Origin of the sequence: Enterococcus sp. 10F3_DIV0382 (assembly GCF_002140245.1) — a bacterium.
Taxonomy (GTDB): domain Bacteria; phylum Bacillota; class Bacilli; order Lactobacillales; family Enterococcaceae; genus Enterococcus_B; species Enterococcus_B lactis.
Window position 1 is genome coordinate 523,755 of record NZ_NGMF01000001.1, and the last position, 15,615, is coordinate 539,369.

Sequence of the window (15,615 nt, forward strand, 5' to 3'; positions counted from 1 at the left end):
TTAATCTATTGCGCCCTTTTTTCTTGAAATGTCTAATACGGTTCCTGTATGAGCATCTGCTAAAAATTCATAATAAACAGTTTCGCCATCTTCTATCCGGGAAAGCCCACCCCGATAAGCACTCGACCGAACGGCGAATTTCCGAATAGGTTCTTTTTCAAAAGAGATCCAAGCACCTTCGATTGCGCCTTCTTTTAAAAAAGATGTTTTGATATTTTCAAGCACTTGGTCTGCTGATAACACTTTTTTGCGATGATACCAAATCGTTGAAGCTACCCCACTCAATAATCCTAGACCGATCCCAACGGCTAACCCGCCTTTAAAATAGCTTAATTCGCTTTCTTCATACATGTGGATATACCTCCTTCTTCTCACTTGCTACTCCTTGTGCTTATTTTACCACACTCTCATATTTTCTTTGAAATAAATAACCGCTACCAGAAAAAATAAGCTATAATAAATACGATCGGTCTGCAGAAAAAATCATATTTTATCCGCAGATCAATATAAGTCTGAGAGGAGTTTAGTCTGAAATTTAGACGAATAGCATATGGAAGAAAAAACATTTCAACGAATCAAAGAGTTAACAGAATTACAAGGAACAAGCGGTTTTGAACAAGACGTTCGCGCCTATATGGAAAGTCATATGGAACCGCTGGTAGATGAGTTACAGTTAGATGGTTTGGGTGGCATTTTTGGGCTGCGCCACCATGAAGAAGCGGATGCACCTCGTGTAATGGTCGCAGCACATATGGATGAAGTCGGATTCATGCTGACACAAATTCAAGAAAACGGGCTTTTTAAAGTCGTACCTCTAGGCGGATGGAACCCTTACGTTGTTTCTGCTCAACGTTTTACACTTAAGACCTCTACTGGTAAGAATTATCCATGTATTTCTTCTTCCGTTCCCCCACATTTATTGCGAGGAACAAGCGGACAAAAATCAGTAGAAGTAACAGATATTTTGTTCGATGCTGGATTTGAATCAAGAGAAGAGGCAATGAGTTACGGTGTTCTTCCAGGAGACACAATCGTTCCTTACGCTGAAACGATCAAAACAGCCAACGGAAAGAATATCATCAGCAAATCGTGGGACAACCGCTATGGCTGTACAATGGTATTAGAAGCTTTAGAAGCATTGCAAAATGAAACATTAGGTCATACATTGATTGCAGGCGCGAATGTCCAAGAAGAAGTAGGCTTGCGTGGTTCTAAAGCTTCTGTCAATAAATTCAAGCCAGATCTGTTCTTTGCAGTAGACTGCTCTGCAGCAGATGACACAGTGACGAAAAATGGCACATTCGGACATTTAGGAGAAGGTACATTGATGCGTATCCAAGATCCAGGTTTGATCATGCTTCCTCGTTTGCGTGAGTACTTGCTAGATATCGCTGAAACAAACAACATCCCTTATCAATACTTTGTTTCAAAAGGCGGTACAGATGCAGGTGCTGCTCATACACAAAATGAAGGAATCCCAAGTACAGTGATTGGCGTAGTGGGACGTTATATCCATACGCATCAAACGATGTTCAGTATTCGCGATTTTGAAGCTGCACGAGAAATGTTGATTCAAACATTGAAAGGTTTAGATAAATCAACAGTGAACACGATCGTATACGGGAAATAACGCGATAGTGAAACTATAAAATCTGGCAAAAGCAACCTTTTGTCAGATTTTTTTTATAAAAAGAGGATCAATGTTTGTTAGTTCGAAAGAAAGGTGTATAATTTAATTGAAAAATACATAAAGAGAAAGTAGAGGAAAAAGAATGATTATCCCAAATAGTTTAGAAGAATTAGCAGGCTACGTAGAAACTGGAAAGAGTGTATTTTTCTTTACTGCCGGCTGGTGCGGAGACTGCCGTTTTATCAAACCGCAAATGCCTGAAATCGAAAATGACTTTTCTGATTGGCAATTTATTGAAGTAGACCGTGACAAGTACATAGATGTAGCCGCTGAATGGAACATTTTTGGTATCCCAAGTTTTGTCGTGATCCAAGACGGAAAAGAATTAGGTCGTCTAGTGAATAAAGATCGTAAAACAAAACAGGAAATCGAAACGTTCCTAGAAAGTGTAATAAAAGGCTGACATCTGTTAGGAGGGGTCAAGATGAATCAAGAATATAAGAACATTTTAGTAGGTATTGACGGTAGTGAACAAGCACTTGCTGCTTTCAAAAAAGCGGTAGAAGTGGCTCGCCGTAATAATGGGAAAGTATATGTAGCAAATGTAATCGATCAGCAATTTTATAACTTTATGGGCTATGCTCCTATTGATCAAAATCTAGTCGATCAGCAAACTGAAACAGCCAAGCAAATGATCGAAGAATGTAAAGAATATGGAAAATCTGTTGATTACACAAATATAGAAGGAATTATTGCATACGGCTCTGTTCGTGAATCCATGGCAGTCAAATTGCCAAAAAAATATGCAATCGATCTAATCATGGTTGGGCAGTCTGGACTAAATGCAGTCGAACGCTTTATGACAGGAAGTGTAGCCAGCTACGTCATACGTCATTCACCTTGTGATGTCTTGATCGTTTCTGACGAAGAAGAACAGCCAAGTAATTAAGCAAGTGGAACTTGTATAACCTTTTTAATCAAACAGTAAAGGGACTGTGACAAAAGTCTTGTCACAGTCCCTTGTTACGAATAAATGGTGTTCCAGAAGAAGCTTCTTCGGAAATAAAGCATGAAAAAAATCTCATGCAGTGAATGCAATTTTTTGTTAAGATAAATCTCAGCAAAGGATAATGGAGGAAAGAACATGATTTTTGCTTATAACAAAGCACACGTCGGAGACACTTTGATGGTTATCATAGCCGACGATAAAGGAACAGAAAACACTGTCGAACGTAAATGGAATGTTGCTCGGATCAAAGATGAACAAGGTCAAGTTGTTGCTTGGAACTTTTTCCATATCTCCGATCATCTAACAATTGAAGGGAACGGCCAAGTAAGCTTAACAGATGAAGAATTAGCGAAATTGAATCGATTGATTAAAGAAGCAGGATTCGAAGAACAGCTTGAAGCTGATCATGAACCGAAGATCGTTGTCGGGTATGTAAAAACATGCGTCCCGCATCCTGACTCTGACCATTTATCGATTACTGAGACAGAAGTGGACAATGGGACAGTATTGCAAATCGTTTGCGGTGCACCAAATATCGAAGCTGGACAAAAAGTTGTCGTTGCAAAACCAGGAGCCATGATGCCAGATGGAATGATGATCTGGCCAGGAACTTTGCGAGGGGTAGACAGCTATGGAATGATTTGTTCTGCTCGTGAATTGCATTTGCCAAATGCTCCAGAAAAAAAAGGAATCTTAGTATTGCCTGAGGATGCCGTAGTCGGAGAAGTATTTCCAAAATAAAGAGGTTGTGACAAGTCTTTGTCACAACCTCTTTTTTATTAATTTTCACTATTTTGATTTTGTTTTAATGCCGATTGATCGATCGTCAATTCAACAGTAGTTGTTTTTTCTTTCGAGCCTTCATAGTAAGTGATTTTGACAGAATCTCCCACTTTTTTCTTATACAAAGCAGATTGAAGTTCTACACCAGAAGAAACTTCTTTGTCATCGATCTTAGTAATGACGTCGTATTGTTTCAATCCAGCTTTTTCAGCCGGTGTAGCTGTTTGGACATTTGTCACGATGACACCGTTAGTTACAGATGAAGGAATCTTCAAGATTTGTTCTTGTTGCTGAGTAGAAACGGCAGATAAGTCGACCATTGTGATACCTAGAGCTGGACGTGTCACTTTTCCGTCTTTTTCCAGTTGGTTGATGATATTCACTACATCGTTACTTGGGATGGCAAATCCCATTCCTTCTACGCTTACATTAGAAGTCGATTCAGAAGTACTTGCGATCTTACTTGAGTTGATACCGATAACTTGTCCTTCGATATTCACTAAAGGACCACCAGAATTTCCCGGGTTGATCGCTGCATCTGTTTGGATCGCATTGATATTGACTGTTTCGTTCGATTCATTCGTACTTGTTACTTGTCGGTTCAAGGAAGAAATGATTCCTGAAGTGACAGAATTCGCATATTCAGATCCTAATGGGGAACCAATCGCAATCGCAGGTTCACCAACCTTCAAAGCACTTGAGTCCCCAAAAGAGGCAACCGTTTCGACTTTGTCTGAATTGATCTTCAACACCGCTAAATCTGAATAGGCATCTGTTCCAACTAATTCAGCTTTTACCTTCGTACCGTCTTTCATCATGACTTCCAAACCTTGCTGTCCATCTACTACGTGATTGTTTGTGACTACATAAGCAGTATTCCCGTCTTTTTTGTAGATTACGCCGCTTCCTTCACTATAAGCTTCCAAATTACTATCATCTGAGCTGCTACTTTCTTCTTGCTGCCCGAATAATCCGCCAAAACCGCTTGATTGGTTTTGACTTTGTAAGTTGATAACAGAAACGACAGCGTCTTGAACTTTATCTACCGCTTTGGTGATATCAGAATCTACATTGACTTTGACATTTTCCACAACTGTTTCACCGGCAGAATTTTGATTGCCGCTTGTAGCAGTAGAACTATTGTTGCCAGTGCCCATCGCTGCATAAAAAATGCCAGCTGTCAGTAGTCCTCCAACGATCCCTCCAACAAGCCCCAGACCCAACTTACGCCAGAGGCTATTATTTTTATTTTTTTTCATCTTTGGTGTCACATTTTTTCTATCCATGTGTTCCTCCTCCAATTACATTCATTTATCTACTGTTAGTATAGTCTTATTTGTTGACTTTAGTCTACTTTGAGACTTTGAACTTTTTATGAAAAACTTTAGGAAAAATCATTGTTTTCAGATGAAAATATTTGATTTTCTTTTTCCACAGATATTGTGTAAAACTACGCGGATAGGATTGGAAAAATAAGGGGTAAAACATATCCACAGCCTGTGTATAAAGTGGATAAATTCCTATAAAACGTATGTTTGCCTAATGAATGTGATGAAATAAGGTAAAACAACGCTGTTTTCTGTGGATAAACCTGTGGATGTTGTGCATAACTGTTGGGGAAATCTTTTTAACAAAAATAGTCAAAATAAACATATAGACGAAAAAATTGATTATAATAAACAAAGTGAGCGTGAAGATCAAAGGAGAGAAAACATGAATATCAAAATTATTTCAGTAGGAAAATTAAAAGAAAAATACTTGATCCAAGGTATCAATGAGTATGTCAAACGGCTGAATGCCTATGCGAAAATCGAATTGATCGAAGTTCCTGACGAAAAAGCCCCGGAGAATTTAAGCGAAGCGCAAATGAGACAAGTAAAAGAAAAAGAAGGAGAACGGATCTTAGCGAAAATCAAAGAACAAGAATACGTCTATGCCTTAGCAATTGAAGGGAAAAATCCCACAAGCGAATCTTTTGCTAAACAAATCGACCAATTAGGTATCCAAGGAAAAAGCCACCTTGTTTTTGTTATCGGCGGTTCTTTAGGACTCAGCGAAGCCGTCATGAAAAGAAGCAATGCTCAGATCTCTTTTGGCAAAATGACGTATCCACATCAATTGATGCGCCTGATCCTCGTCGAGCAAATCTACCGTGCCTTCCGGATCAACGCGGGGGCTCCGTATCATAAGTGATGATATTTTTTAAGAGAAAAAATTATCCCTATTTTAAATAATAGCAATAGGTAGTGGTAGGGAGAAATTTATAAATAACTTTTTTATTTGCTTTGGTAGCCAAGTAAGTTGCAAAAGAAAAATAGATACTGTTAAAAAGATAATGTAGACATAGAAACAAATACACCCGTGGTGCTAGTTAATTTTTTCCTAGAGGAAAATGTCTAAACATGTTGGTAAATCAACAAAAAAACGCATATAGTAGTCTCAAAACTCCCAAGAAATGAGGACTACATATGCGTTCATCAAAATATACTGAACATTATACAGATACTTTTATAACATTCAAGGAAATTATGAGAACTGTTTCTAACATATACCACAATTGTGTACCAGATAAGATTAAAAACCGAAGAAATACTGATCAACTGAAGCAACGCGATACAGTGATTATTGCTTGTGTTATATGGGGCATAATTAATGGCTATACTAGCCAAAGAGCCACGTATAGAGCGGTTTGTTCCGTCTTATTTCCTAATGGTGACTTTGCTAGTAGGAGTCGATTCACTCGCTTAAGTTCAAACTTAGCTTACACTATCAAGATTATTCGATACTTTTTCATCAAGAAGCTCACCAAAGGTGAACTAGTCGGAATTATAGATAGTTTTCCTAGTCCATTATGTAAACCAGTTAGAAATAGACAAGCAAAACTATTGAATCAAATAGCCAAAGTTGGCTATAATTCAACAAAAAAATCTTATTTTTATGGTCTTAAAATTCATATGATCGTTACTAAGACTGGCTTTCCGATTACTTACTCAATCACGAATCCAGGTGTCCATGACGTGAAAGTGTTAGAGACTTTATCGGAAGAAGCGAATCTTCCCAATATCCTAGGGGACAAAGGATATATTAGCCATAAAATCCATGAAAAGCTTGCCCTTAAGGGCATTACTATATCCGTTCCGCCACGTAAAAACATGGATAAATCAGAAAAACTAGACCACAGCTTACTTGGAAAACAAAGAAAAACAGTTGAGACTGTTTTTTCTTCCTTAGAAAAATTAGGTTGTCAAAATTTCAACTCACGTTCTGTTAAAGGGCTAGAGAGTAGATTTGAAAGCATATTACTGGCTTACAGTGTTCTATTAAGTCGAGCACAACGACGCTTTGAAGGAACTTTGAGATATTCTTTAGGATATTAAAATTAACTAGCACCACGGGTGATTTATAGTATACTATGTCAAAAGGAGGAGTTAGATGAACAATCAAATCACACTAGCGTATTTAGATTATGATGATCTAGATGCTTTACAAGTTGTAAGTGTTGTCAGTTTTTATGAATCGTTTATCGATGGCGCAGATCCACTTGATATGCAAGGATATTTACAGACACAATTGACAACTGAAATATTGGCAGTAGAATTGGCACAGTCAACCAGTAAATTTATTGGTATTAAGGATCATCAAATACTCATTGGTTATATGAAAGTCAATGATGAAAAAGATGCTATAGAGATTCAACGGCTCTATCTGCTCAAAGATTATCAAAACAAAGGGTTAGGGCAACGGTTACTCGATGAAGCGAATCGTTATGCTAAAACGAAACAAAAACGTTATTTACGTTTGACTGTTTATGAAAAAAATCATGCAGGTATTCGTTTTTATGAACGTCATGGATTTAAAAAAATCGGGATCAAACATTTTCCTTTAGGAAAACAAGATCGTATTTGTCCGATTTTAGAAAAAGAAATCTAAAAAAACGTCCTCACTTTTGATGCTGAGGACGTTTTTTTAGACTGGTAATGGAACCATAATTCGCTTTCCTTTTTGATAAATCGCTAATTCCGTCACATCTTTTGCTTTTAACAGAGCAAAAAGATCATCGAAATGGAAACGGAAATGTTCAAGGTAATGCCCATCTGATCCAACACTAAACAAGGTACCACCACGTGAAAGATATAAATCGATGACATATTCATATAACGCTAAATTGTCATACAAGTAAGCGCTCTTAGCATTTAATTCGAATGCCAATTTATTTTTGATTACTTGATCTAGAATCGGTAAAAACTGCGCTTCATATTGTTTAAATTCAGCAACGGATAGACCAAATACCCGAAAACCATAGTCAAAATGAGCAAAGACATCTGCTTCTATAACAACTAGTGCTTCTGAAAGTTGTGCAAAATACAGAGGAATCACAATAGCAGGATCCATATCTTTGACTTCGTCATCTAAATAATCAAATTGACCATTATGATGCACACTGAGTAATTTTAAATCGTAATCTTTATCGGCTAAATAGTCGATGATCCGATCCTTTTCAGAAGCGATGTAACCGATTTCTATGCCTTTTAAAACACGATTGCCAAAACGCTTATTTAAGCTATCGATTGTTTGACTGTACATTTCATAATCGGGGATATCATCGACTTTAGTAACAGGATTGGCTAAGTCAAAATGTTCAGTTGTCACGACGTAACCATCGTAGTTTGTTAAATAGTCCTCATTTCTTGGGAGTTTTGAGACTACTATATGCGTTTTTTTGTTGATTTACCAACATGTTTAGACATTTTCCTCTAGGAAAAAATTAACTAGCACCACGGGTTATCCTAATTATTTCTAATTGATTCTATAAGCACTTTACTTAGCGATACATAAAAATTGTGATACAATTCGGTTGTAGTTTTAAAGGATATTATGGTCACTAAGTTACACATATAAATTTTTATGGAGGTGTGATAATATGGCAAATTTCTACGGAAATGATCCTTTTTTCAACAATGATATGGATGATGTTTTCAATCAATTATTTCGGCGCATGGGTAATCAAAATTCGGAGCGTGCACGGTATTTAGTTAATGGACAATCGTTGACACCGGATGAGTTTGCTCAATACCGAGCAACTGGTAAGCTACCCCAAAATAATAAAACAATAGAAGTATCTAAAGATGGTAAACAGGCTGTTAAAAAAGGAGGGATTTTAGAAAAGTTAGGGACTAATTTGACGGAACAGGCTCGTGATGGATTACTAGATCCAGTGATTGGACGTGAGAAAGAGATTCAAGAAACTGCAGAAATTTTAAGTCGTAGAACGAAAAATAATGCAATCTTAGTTGGTGATGCCGGTGTAGGTAAAACTGCAGTCGTCGAAGGTCTGGCACAAGCAATTGTGGCTGGTAAAGTTCCAGAAACGATTCAAGATAAAGAAATCTATTCGATTGATTTATCGTCTTTGGAAGCGGGAACTCAATATCGCGGTTCTTTTGAAGAAAATATTAAACAGCTGGTAGAGGAAGTTAAAGCAGCTGGTAATATTATTCTATTCTTCGATGAAATTCATCAGATTCTCGGCACGGGTGCCACTGGTGGTGAAGATGGTGGCAAAGGATTGGCTGATATCATTAAACCTGCTTTGTCACGTGGCGAGCTGAGTGTAATCGGGGCTACGACTCAAGATGAATATCGCAATACTATTTTGAAAAATGCGGCTTTGGCACGGCGATTCAATGATGTTGTGATTAATGAACCGACGGCCGCTGACACTTTACGTATATTACAAGGTGTTAAAGAGCTGTACGAAAAACATCATCATGTTGTATTACCAGATGATGTTTTGAAGGCGGCTGTGGATTATTCAATCCAATATATACCACAACGCACTTTGCCAGATAAAGCTATCGATTTGATCGACATGACTGCGGCTCATTTAGCGGCTAAAAATTCGCAAACTGATGTTGAGACATTGGATCAACGCCTTAAAAAATTAGAGGCAGCTAAGGAGGCCGCCATTAAAGCGGAGGACTTTACAAAAGCCGCTGATATCAAGAAGTCGATCGAGGAAACCAAGCAAAAAATTAAAGAAACGGATCAAAAAGAAAAAATCACTGCCACGATTGATGATGTGGCACAATCGGTTGAACGTTTAACTGGTATACCAGTTTCTGATATGGGCGCTAATGATATTGAGCGCTTGAAAAATCTTGATAAGCGTCTGAAAAGTAAGGTAATCGGTCAAGATGAAGCGGTTGAAATGGTAGCAAAAGCAATTCGGCGTAACCGTGCGGGCTTTTCAGAGGGGGATCAGCCGATTGGAAGTTTTCTGTTTGTGGGCCCAACTGGCGTAGGAAAGACTGAATTAGCTAAGCAATTAGCCTTAGATATGTTTGGAAATGAAAATGCGATTATTCGGCTAGATATGAGTGAATATGCTGATCGTACAGCTGTGTCGAAATTAATTGGTACCTCGGCTGGATACGTAGGCTATGAAGATAATGCTAATACTCTAACTGAACGGGTTCGGCGTAATCCATATTCCATTGTATTATTAGATGAAATTGAAAAGGCTGATCCACAAGTATTAACGTTACTGTTACAAGTGATGGATGATGGGCGCTTAACGGATGGACAAGGCAATGTCATTAATTTCAAAAATACGATTATTATTGCTACTTCTAATGCTGGCTTTGGTAATGAAGCATTAAGTGGTGACAAGCAACGAGATCAGTCATTAATGGATAAGTTAGCACCATTTTTCCGCCCAGAATTTCTGAACCGCTTTAATGGAATCGTGGAATTTTCACATCTGACTAAGCAAGACTTAAGTCAAATTGTCGATTTGATGTTGGCGGATGTACAAAAAACTTTAGCCAAAAAATCCATTAAACTTGAGGTAACTAAAGCGGCCAAAGATTGGCTGATGGAACAAGGCTATGATGAAGCAATGGGTGCGCGGCCATTACGGCGAGTAATTGAACAACAAATTCGTGATAAGGTAACAGATTTCTACCTTGACCACTTAGATGTCAAAAACTTGAAGGCTGATTTAGTGGATGCTGAGATTGTGATATCGGCAGCTTAGCTTAAATCAGTGTTCATAAATAACTTTATATAAGAGGAGATTTATTGGGAAGGAGATTGCTTGATAGGTTCTGTTGCAAAGTTTTAAATAAAGAATAAAATCCCTTACGGTATCTATGATTTAAGCTGGGATTCCCAATAATACCTTGATTTCAGTACAGACCGAAAACCCGAAGAGAGTGCCTTCTTTTCGGGTTTTCTTATATAATCCTCGGATGGCTTCCATGCCTTTAATCGTGGTAGAGGCAGTGCGTAAACTTCGATAGAATTTATTGCGTCTCTTTACTGGACGAAGGTCTTATTCAATCAAATTATTCAGGTATTTAATGGTACGATGTTCTGTCCCTTGATAAAAGCCGTATTCTTTTAGTTTCTTAAAGGCACTTGTAATAGAGGGGGCTTTATCTGTGACTACAACCTTCGGTTCATCAAACTGCTTCACTAACCGCTTAAGAAAAGCATAGGCTGCTTGTGTGTCCCGTTTTTTACGTAACCAAATATCCAAGGTTAAACCATCTGCATCGATGGCTCGATACAAATAATGCCATTTTCCTTTAATTTTGATGTACGTTTCATCCATTTTCCATGAATAAAAGGATTTTTTATTTTTCTTTTTCCAAATTTGATAGAGTAGTTTGCCATATTCTTGCACCCAACGATAAATCGTCGTATGAGAAACGTTAATGCCACGATCATATAAGATTTCTTGAACTTCACGATAGCTAAGGTTATAACGAAGATAGTAGCCCACGGCTACAATAATCACATCCTGCTGAAATTGCTTTCCTTTAAAATGACTCATCGTCATTCCTCCTGCTATCTTTTTCTATTATTCTACCTTATCTGATAGTAGATTTAAAACTTTGCAACAGAACCGGCCTGATGAATCGAAATGATTCATCAGGCCTATTTTTATTTCACTGATAAAGTTTAACGTGTCTTAATACGGTTGAAATAGGATCATGTACCTTACTTAATAAGAAAAAAATAAAAATTATTTTTAATAACAACCTATGATCCTTTCCAAGCTTGTAGATATTTTGGTTTAGATTTTTTTAGGTGCGTTCAATTCTACAGCGGAGGGAATGAGAAAGTTTTCTAAACAAGTTTGGAAATTCCTAAACATGTTCAGAACACACAGAAAACACTTACATTCTAAAAAAGATTCTTTATACTAGATTTTGAAGAAACAGTGGCCACAGCGTTCTTCTATTTATAAATAGCCTTCAGCGCCGCGCTCAACAAAAGCTCAAATTGATTCAGTGTCGTGCCAAAGAAAAGATTTGGTTGGTAATCAGATATTTTTTGTGGAATATAGGTTTCCGTGCTAATGGTTAATGTTGCCAGCGTACCGATTTTTGAATTTTTTTGCCCAACAAATGCGATCACATCGATAAAGTGATCGTTCGCAATTTTAGCTAATTCGGCTAATCGAACTGTATCACCAGAATTGGAAATAATAAAAAGCAGAATATCTTGTTGCACTTGCTGTCTAAGAAATTCTAAATGACTATTGGCCGTCGCACGAAATCCATATAGATTAAGAGATTCCGAAAAATAATTGGCTAGATTTTGCGAAAAACCTGAGCCAAGAATCATAATCCGTTTATCGCGATACGCAGACATTAAATGTATGAATGCTTCCTTCTCCTCATTGGAGAATGTGCTTGGCATCGTAATGTCAGATTGGCTGTTTCCTAGAGCAAATACCAACTCACTATAACCGGAATATCCAATTTTCTTCGCCATATTGATAATCGTTGCAGTAGAAACATACGATGCTTTGGCAACGTCACGAATCCCAATATTTTTTAAAGACTGACGATTTTTTTTCATAAATCGTAAGACTTCAGCTTCTGAGTCATTCAGTTGGTATTTATCTATAAGCATTTCAACATCCATAAGATTCACCTCAAATTTTATCTAATAGGAGTATTATATTATGACAGAAACGAAATTTATTCAAGATCCGTGGTCAAAAATGACTACCCGTAACGGCTTACGTGGAGATGAAGCTATCTCAGCATTACAGAAATCGATTCGTCGAGGCAAAGAAAAAGAAGCCTGTGAATTTGCTTATGAAATGTATATCACCTCACCACAATTTGAAGAGAAACTCTGGAGAAGGCTATTGGCGATCAGTGTTGAGGATGTGGGCATGGGCAATCCTATGGCCGCCATCATGATCAATAACTTAAACGCCATGCGCAAAGAATTCCAATACAATGAATCCGATCGTGCGATGTATTTTTTCCACGCGATTCGTTACCTATGCCAATCTGAAAAAGATCGTTCATCGGATTTACTTAAGAACATTGTTATCAAGAGTTTCGCTATGGGATATATTCCAGAAATTCCTGATATTGCGCTGGATAAACATACTGTTCGGGGACAGGCAATGGGGCGTGGTTCAGAACACTTTTTGCATGAAGCAAGTAAAGTGATCCCCCAAGCAAAAGTTGATAATGACTACAAGGAACAATACGAAAAAATCATCGAGACCTATGATCCAGATCACGTCGTGCCAAGTACGTTTTCATTTAATCCTTGGCAAGTATAGGAGGAAGTTATATGGAAAATTCTGCGTTTATCATGAAACTGAATGACATACTTAGCCCCATCGCAGCCAAGATAGGTAATCAGCGCCACCTAAAAGCTATATCCAGCGGTATGATGTTTGGCCTACCCTTTATTGTTATCGGTTCTTTTTTTCTGATTTTTGCAAATCCACCCATCAATATTGATCAATACAATCCAGATACAGCTAATATTTTCATGAAATTTATGGCCAGCTGGAAAGATTTTGCCGTAGCAAATTATGATCTCATCACAGCCCCTTATAATTTGACAATGGGAATCATCGGATTCATTAGTGTTTTTGGCATTGCATTTTCCCTTGCAATGAATACAAAATTAATCCTTCCATGAATGGCATGGTTGCATCTGTCATTTATCTAATGGTTTGTACACCAGTGGAAGAAGGTGCCATCAATCTTAATTTCCTTGGGACAAACGGATTGTTCGTCGCAATTATCATCGGCTTGCTAGTAGTGGAAATCAACCGACTATTTGAAGTAAAAAATATTAAGTTGAAACTCCCAGATACAGTTCCACCCATGGTAGCAACCTTTATCAATATGCTCGTTCCACTGCTGACAAATATATTCATCTTTTATGGCATCAATCTGATTTTCTTGGCAGCAACAAACAAAATCTTCCCTGAAGCAGTGATGGAAGTCCTGACTCCAGCAACGAACATCGCTGGCAGTCTAGGTGGTTTCTTATTGATCGTGACTTTGGGTAACATCCTATGGCTATTTGGTATCAATGGCTCGTCAATTATTTTCCCTATCGTCTTTACATTGGGAATGGCTCAAACTGGTTTGAATGCTGAACAACTGGCAAATTGTGAGACCATGACACACTTAATGAACTTACAAATGTTCCGTATTTCTGTACTTGGTGGAGCCGGTGGTACTTTGGGTTTGGTTTTATTGATGATGCGAAGCAAAGTACCCGAATATCGCACAATTGGAAAATTGTCATTGGTTCCTGGAATCTGTTCCATCAACGAACCAGTGATTTTCGGATTACCTATCGTTTTTAACCCTATTTTGGCAATTCCATTTTTGATTACGCCCATCATTTCATTATTGCTGACCTACTTTGCTCAGCAACTAGGATGGATTGGGATTGGATTTATCGTCGATCCTTCCTTCACACCTTTTTTTGCACAAGCTTATCTTTCAAGTATGGACTGGCGCAATATTCTCTTTTGCCTACTGTTGATCGTCATCAGCATCTTCATCTACTATCCATTTTTTAAAGTCATGGAGAGCAATAAAACAAAATTAGTAGATGAAAAACTATAGTCGTCATTCTTAACCTTGTAACGAAAATATGGTTCTATACTATTTAGTGTTGATGGGAAATCTTAGGGTTTCCCATCAACCTATTTTTTATAAAAAAGTATATGTAAAGAGATATTCGATTGGCAGAATAAGCAACGGATTAAGTGATCTTTAGGAATATTAATTCTTCTTCAATGTCGGAAGAGTCAGGGATGTGTTGAAAAAGGTCCAAAAAACATCCGTCTCCCCAAACCTACAATGTTAAACTGCCCTTGATATTACTGGAACATCTTCTAGAAAGTTTAGGCAAAGAATTTAGAAAAAAATTACAAAACTTACTCAAAAATAAAGAAGGTATACGAAATGAAATGTTTTATCCTTATTCTAACGGTAAAATAGAGGCAAAAAACACGCATATTAAGGCATTGAAAAGAGCATCCTACGGGGTTAAATCATTTGAGAATATGAGAATACAGATTTATATGATTAATCAATTAATCAAAGTAAGATAACAAAAAATCTGAGCCAGAATGAAGTTCATTCTGATCCAGATTTGATTTAGCACAACTCATCAGCCCTTATTGACAAAGAGCCAGAAAACCTACAATTCAAGGTTTCTAGCTTAATCAATTACTGTTATCCCTTCTCCAACCTTCTGCTGAACAGATAGACTAATTGTTTCCAGATGTTCAATTGCTTCTGATATAGCTTGCTTATCATTTGGAATAGACTCATCAACATAATATGTAATCCTTGTACCATTGCCATCATTTTCAGTCGTTAGATAGCCTCAATTGACCATAGTTGCTGATAAAGTAGCTGAGTTGTTCATCTTTGGTAAAATTTGATTTCACATCATCTAAAGTTACACTACTATTCACAATATTACTAAAACTATCTTTAAGCTCTTTATTCTCTGTTTCTTTAAAGTATAAGTAATTATTCGGATTCCCTTGATTCTGACTAGTTATTAACACTTTGGGTACTCCTGAATTAATGGTAAAGAAAAAAAATTCTTCGATAAATGATTTTGTGCCTCTGCATCCGAATAAACAGCAACTAAAGAGTAACCTAATTCTTCCTCACCACTTTCTGACCAGTACAATACTATTGGTGTGTTAATAATAACCGACTGTTACTTATTATTTAGAACTGAATCAGTGAATTATAGTACGTATAATTTAACATTGTCACTCGGATTGTACTGTTGAGAGAACTAGTCAAGACTTTGCTGATATGATGAATAATTAATATGAAAATTGATTAATATGTGGCTATTTAATATCAAATTAAATGAAAAAACTAGA

General features: G+C 37.3%; 15 protein-coding genes and 3 pseudogenes. 11 read left to right on the forward strand and 7 right to left on the reverse strand.

Annotated elements, in window-relative coordinates:
* Nucleotides 1–351: a PepSY domain-containing protein gene (locus A5849_RS02605; RefSeq protein WP_002309710.1), complete on the reverse strand. Its 351-nt coding sequence runs from the start codon at nt 349–351 to the stop codon at nt 1–3.
* 199 nt (nt 352–550) lie between these two features.
* Here A5849_RS02605 and pepA point away from each other — a divergent pair, with 199 nt between their 5' ends.
* From pepA to ytpR, 4 genes are all read left to right on the forward strand, one after another.
* Entirely contained in the window at nt 551–1,630 is a 1,080-nt protein-coding gene (gene pepA, locus A5849_RS02610; protein WP_002294156.1) for a glutamyl aminopeptidase, read from the forward strand.
* A gap of 142 nt (nt 1,631–1,772) precedes the next feature.
* Nucleotides 1,773–2,093 carry a thioredoxin family protein gene (locus A5849_RS02615; protein WP_086309939.1) on the forward strand — a complete coding sequence of 107 codons (321 nt, stop codon included), beginning with the start codon at nt 1,773–1,775 and terminating at the stop codon, nt 2,091–2,093.
* Nucleotides 2,094–2,114: 21 nt separating this feature from the next.
* Nucleotides 2,115–2,579 carry a universal stress protein gene (locus A5849_RS02620; RefSeq protein WP_002292633.1) on the forward strand — a complete coding sequence of 155 codons (465 nt, stop codon included), beginning with the start codon at nt 2,115–2,117 and terminating at the stop codon, nt 2,577–2,579.
* Between the two features lie 195 nt (nt 2,580–2,774).
* Nucleotides 2,775–3,380, forward strand: a complete 606-nt coding sequence (gene ytpR, locus A5849_RS02625) for a YtpR family tRNA-binding protein (protein WP_002309709.1) — start codon at nt 2,775–2,777, stop codon at nt 3,378–3,380.
* 38 nt (nt 3,381–3,418) lie between these two features.
* On the opposite strand, the gene A5849_RS02630 is transcribed toward ytpR, so the two are convergent.
* Nucleotides 3,419–4,708, reverse strand: coding sequence for a S1C family serine protease (locus A5849_RS02630; RefSeq protein ID WP_002290101.1), 1,290 nt, complete (start codon nt 4,706–4,708; stop codon nt 3,419–3,421).
* 427 nt (nt 4,709–5,135) lie between these two features.
* Between A5849_RS02630 and rlmH the strand changes: the two genes are divergently transcribed.
* The 3 genes from rlmH (at nt 5,136) to A5849_RS02645 (ending at nt 7,352) form a co-directional block, all read left to right on the forward strand.
* A complete protein-coding gene (gene rlmH / locus A5849_RS02635; protein ID WP_002287841.1) occupies nt 5,136–5,615 on the forward strand; it encodes a 23S rRNA (pseudouridine(1915)-N(3))-methyltransferase RlmH in 480 nt (159 codons plus the stop codon).
* Between the two features lie 275 nt (nt 5,616–5,890).
* Nucleotides 5,891–6,799 (forward strand): IS982-like element ISEfm1 family transposase, encoded by a 909-nt coding sequence (locus A5849_RS02640; protein WP_002332708.1) that lies wholly within the window; start codon nt 5,891–5,893, stop codon nt 6,797–6,799.
* A gap of 55 nt (nt 6,800–6,854) precedes the next feature.
* Nucleotides 6,855–7,352, forward strand: coding sequence for a GNAT family N-acetyltransferase (locus tag A5849_RS02645; protein ID WP_002295755.1), 498 nt, complete (start codon nt 6,855–6,857; stop codon nt 7,350–7,352).
* A gap of 36 nt (nt 7,353–7,388) precedes the next feature.
* Here the strand turns inward: A5849_RS02645 and A5849_RS02650 are convergent, their stop codons facing one another.
* On the reverse strand, nt 7,389–8,072 hold the full coding sequence (locus A5849_RS02650) for a PHP domain-containing protein (protein WP_086309940.1): 684 nt from the start codon (nt 8,070–8,072) through the stop codon (nt 7,389–7,391).
* A gap of 271 nt (nt 8,073–8,343) precedes the next feature.
* On the opposite strand from A5849_RS02650, the gene clpL reads away from it, so the two are divergent.
* Complete coding sequence (clpL, locus tag A5849_RS02655; protein ID WP_002335148.1) at nt 8,344–10,458, forward strand: ATP-dependent protease ClpL; 2,115 nt, start codon at nt 8,344–8,346, stop codon at nt 10,456–10,458.
* A gap of 120 nt (nt 10,459–10,578) precedes the next feature.
* On the opposite strand, the pseudogene A5849_RS02660 reads toward clpL, so the two are convergent.
* Nucleotides 10,579–11,259, reverse strand: a pseudogene (locus A5849_RS02660) (IS6-like element IS1216 family transposase).
* 407 nt (nt 11,260–11,666) lie between these two features.
* Complete coding sequence (locus tag A5849_RS02665) at nt 11,667–12,359, reverse strand: MurR/RpiR family transcriptional regulator (RefSeq protein ID WP_002301588.1); 693 nt, start codon at nt 12,357–12,359, stop codon at nt 11,667–11,669.
* A 40-nt stretch (nt 12,360–12,399) separates the two neighbouring features.
* Between A5849_RS02665 and A5849_RS02670 the strand changes: the two genes are divergently transcribed.
* The 3 genes and pseudogenes from A5849_RS02670 to A5849_RS02680 all read left to right on the forward strand — a co-directional run.
* Complete coding sequence (locus A5849_RS02670; protein ID WP_002309706.1) at nt 12,400–13,017, forward strand: hypothetical protein; 618 nt, start codon at nt 12,400–12,402, stop codon at nt 13,015–13,017.
* Between the two features lie 11 nt (nt 13,018–13,028).
* A pseudogene (locus A5849_RS02675) lies at nt 13,029–14,329 on the forward strand (PTS sugar transporter subunit IIC).
* Between the two features lie 257 nt (nt 14,330–14,586).
* Nucleotides 14,587–14,820, forward strand: a pseudogene (locus tag A5849_RS02680) (transposase); the annotation flags it as partial.
* A 261-nt stretch (nt 14,821–15,081) separates the two neighbouring features.
* Here A5849_RS02680 and A5849_RS02685 read toward each other — a convergent pair.
* Together A5849_RS02685 and A5849_RS15395 are read right to left on the reverse strand one after the other, a co-directional pair.
* The gene (locus A5849_RS02685; protein WP_079997858.1) at nt 15,082–15,330 is read right to left on the reverse strand and encodes a DUF4767 domain-containing protein; all 249 of its coding nucleotides are present in this window, start codon (nt 15,328–15,330) and stop codon (nt 15,082–15,084) included.
* Nucleotides 15,279–15,434, reverse strand: a complete 156-nt coding sequence (locus A5849_RS15395; RefSeq protein WP_372537911.1) for a DUF4767 domain-containing protein — start codon at nt 15,432–15,434, stop codon at nt 15,279–15,281. The genes A5849_RS02685 and A5849_RS15395 overlap by 52 nt, the downstream gene beginning before the upstream one ends.
* Between the last annotated feature and the right edge of the window lie 181 nt (nt 15,435–15,615).